Annotated in this window: 2 protein-coding genes and 1 pseudogene; all 3 read left to right on the forward strand. The window is 38.1% G+C overall.

All coding sequences use genetic code 11. The features are described from left to right. Window positions 1–1,621: adenylate/guanylate cyclase domain-containing protein (locus WBN20_RS05535; protein ID WP_424281007.1), on the forward strand; the 1,621-nt coding region annotated here is incomplete at its 5' end. 173 nt (window positions 1,622–1,794) lie between these two features. After that, a pseudogene (locus tag WBN20_RS05540) lies at window positions 1,795–2,682 on the forward strand (ABC transporter ATP-binding protein). A gap of 28 nt (window positions 2,683–2,710) precedes the next feature. After that, a partial coding sequence (locus WBN20_RS05545) for an ABC transporter permease (protein WP_424281008.1) occupies window positions 2,711–3,444 on the forward strand: 734 nt, incomplete at its 3' end.

Consider the following 3,444-nt stretch of genomic DNA (forward strand, 5'->3'; position numbering starts at 1 on the left):
GGTAATTGCTACTATCGCGGCCAAATTGAGATTGAATTTTGCAGTGATGGGCTTTGATGATACTCTTTTACTTGGATCGCCCTTAGATAGCTTTCAATCATTTCCGCTAATTCTTGACGAAATTACCTATGGGACTCTAGTCGCTTCAGGTGAAGACGGAAACTTACTTGCTGATATGATTATGGTTTTTGTTGAAAAAGAGATCGAAAAGAAAAAAATAGGTATTGAGGTTTTAGGTTTGTATCGGGAGATAAATATGATCTATGATTTTAGTGAGCGAATCTCAGAAAAGATAGATGCCAAATCAATTGCAGAAATGGCACTTAGTGAAGCCTCGCAAATCATTAATTCAACTCACGGCCTCTTCTTAATTTATGAGCCTGAGAAAAATAAAGTTGTTGAACTCGCCTCCTTCGGCCAGAATCCGGAAAGGGAAGAAAATATTGATAAACTAAATTTCTTGCTTAAAGAGCTGATTAGCAGGGGTACTTCTGCTATTGTGCCGTCAGAAAAAATTGAGAATAACCCGGCTCTAAATCACCTTAAAACCATTATGTATTCCCCCTTAAAAGTTAAACATCGCACTTTGGGCATGGTTATACTGGGTCATAATGAACAAAAGGAGTTCACTGCCGCCGAACTGAAATTGCTCACCACCATTTCATTGCAATCAGCAGGTGCACTCGAGACTGCCTATTTGTATCAAAAAGGTCTTCAGGAGTCCAAGGAACGAGAAGAGGCAATCAGGTCTATTCATGAAGTAAGTCAAAAATTCGTTCCACATGAATTTATTAAGTTTTTAGGAAAAGATAAGCTAACTGAGGTGTCTTTAGGCGACCTTGTAGAAAAAGAAGTGACCGTACTATTCGCTGATATAAGAGATTTTACTACCATCTCGGAATTTTTGACCCCTGAGGATAACTTCCTTTTTATCAACTCATTTAATAAAAGGATGGGACCTATTGTTCGTGAAAATGGAGGATTTATAATGCAATATCTGGGAGATGGCTTTATGGCACTGTTCCCTGATGGCGCAGAGACCGCATTAAGGGCTTCTGTAAAAATGCAAGCTTCCCTTCGGCTTTATAATGAAGAAAGAATTACCAAAAATGGTTTTACAGTAAAACTAGGGATTGGGATGCAAAACGGTAATTTGATTATGGGAATCACAGGTGATATAGAACGATTGGATGCTGCAATAATATCCGATACCGTGAATACCGCTTCCAGGATTGAAGGGCTCGCCAAGCACTATGGATCATCCATTTTACTAACTGATATTTGTAAAAACAAACTGACTAATCCGGAAGAATTTGATTTTAGATATTTAGGCCCTGTTCAGGTGAAAGGGAAACAAAAACCGATAGATATTTACGAATGTATAAATGGTGACAATGAAACACTGTTAGCGCACAAATTGCAAACCCTAAGCATTTTTGAGGAAGGAATGAATTTATATTTTACCAGAGAGTTTGCGATGGCAGCAGTAACGTTTCAGCAAATTGTAAAAAAAGAGGAAACCGATAGCGCGGCCAAATTATTTTTAAACAGATCCGCACATATGATAACCCAGGAAATTGATGACGATTGGAGAGGAATAGCTTCTATTACCTCTAAATAATCTCAATTTTGTTTTGATCATAAAAACCATAAGTAACTAACGGCTAAAAATGATGCTTTTTGAAGGATTTATAATTAAAATGAAAAAGGAAAAACAATCAATAAAATGATACGGGCGAAATGGTTTTTGCCTTTTATATTAAATACTAATAAACCAACATACTAAACTCAACTATGGAACTACAAATCAAAGATTTAAACAAAACGTATTCAAACGGCGTTCAGGCTTTAAAAGATGTGACCCTTACCATACCTCAGGGAATGTTTGGGCTTTTAGGTCCCAATGGGGCGGGTAAATCTTCACTAATGAGAACACTGGCTACTTTACAACAGGCAGATTAAGGTTCTGCAACTCTGGGTGATATTGATATTCTGAAGGATAAAGCCAAAGTGAGGGAAATCCTTGGGTACCTGCCGCAGGAATTTGGAGTATATCCGAAAATAAGTTCCTACAATATGCTCAATCATATAGCCTCGTTAAAAGGAGTGTCTAATAAATCGGAACGCAAAGACCTTGTAGAATCTTTATTAAATAAGACCAATTTATGGCATGTGCGAAATAAAAGTCTGGGCACCTATTCCGGAGGAATGAAACAACGCTTTGGCATTGCACAGGCGTTAATTGGAGATCCCAGATTAATTATTGTTGATGAACCCACTGCCGGATTAGATCCTGCAGAGCGCATCAGGTTTCATAATTTATTAAGTGAGATTGGCGAGAATACAATAGTTATTCTATCTACTCATATTGTTGACGATGTTTCCAATCTGTGCAACAATATGGCTATTATATGCTTAGGGGAGGTGGTTGCCAAGGGTAATCCCTCAGAACTGACAGAGGGCGTTAAAGGCAGGATATGGAAAAAGGCCATAGAAAAAGGAGATTTGGAAGAGTATCAATTTGAAATGCAAGTAATTTCTACTTATCTAAAAGCAGGACGCACTATTATTCATGTCCTAAGTGATAATAAACCAGATTCCACTTTTGAACCAAGTAAAGCCAATTTGGAAGATGTTTATTTTGCTGAAATCACATCAAGAATGGCGCTCTCCGCAGATTAAGCACTCCATCACTTAAAACCTATCCATTATGTTTAAAGAAATATTTCTATTCGAGATAAAATACAGGTTAAAAAGACCTGCCACCTGGGCCTATTTCGGGATCCTTTTTATTTTCGGGCTTATCATTGCCATCGGCGGCAACGGACCGGCCTCAGAAAAAGTTTTTGTGAATTCTCCGGTAGCCATAGCCACTATGCTCAGTACAGTTAGTATTTTTGGAATTATGATAGCCAGTGCTATTATGGGAGTGCCTGTGTACAGGGATATTGAGCACAAAACAGAAAACTATTACTTCACATATCCCATAACTGAAAAAGGCTATATTTTAGGTCGCTTTTTTGGCTCTCTTTCTTCATTGTTTCTAATTAGCCTTGGACTCCATCTGGGCCTTATCATAGGATTTATTATTGGTCCGTACGCAGGCTATGAAGAGCCCGAAAGATTTACATCTTTTAATTTTTTGCACTATTTACAGCCAACTATAATGTTGTACTGGAGTAATTTTTTCTTTGCCGGGTGTATCTTCTTTTCATTGGTAAGCCTAACGAAGAGGGTAATGCTGGCATACGCCGGTGGGGCAATCCTCTTTATCACCTACCTCATCACTTTAACACTAACCCAGGACATAGACAATAAAACTTTGGTAAGTCTCATAGATCCATTTGGGTTTGGGACCTACAATAATATTATAGAATACTGGACTCCTGAAGAGCAAAATACCCAAATGGTGCCTTTTAAGGGCATGCTTGTATGGAATCGTAT

The sequence above is a fragment of the Eudoraea sp. genome (assembly GCF_049665975.1).
In the GTDB taxonomy this organism is placed as follows: Bacteria; Bacteroidota; Bacteroidia; order Flavobacteriales; family Flavobacteriaceae; genus Eudoraea.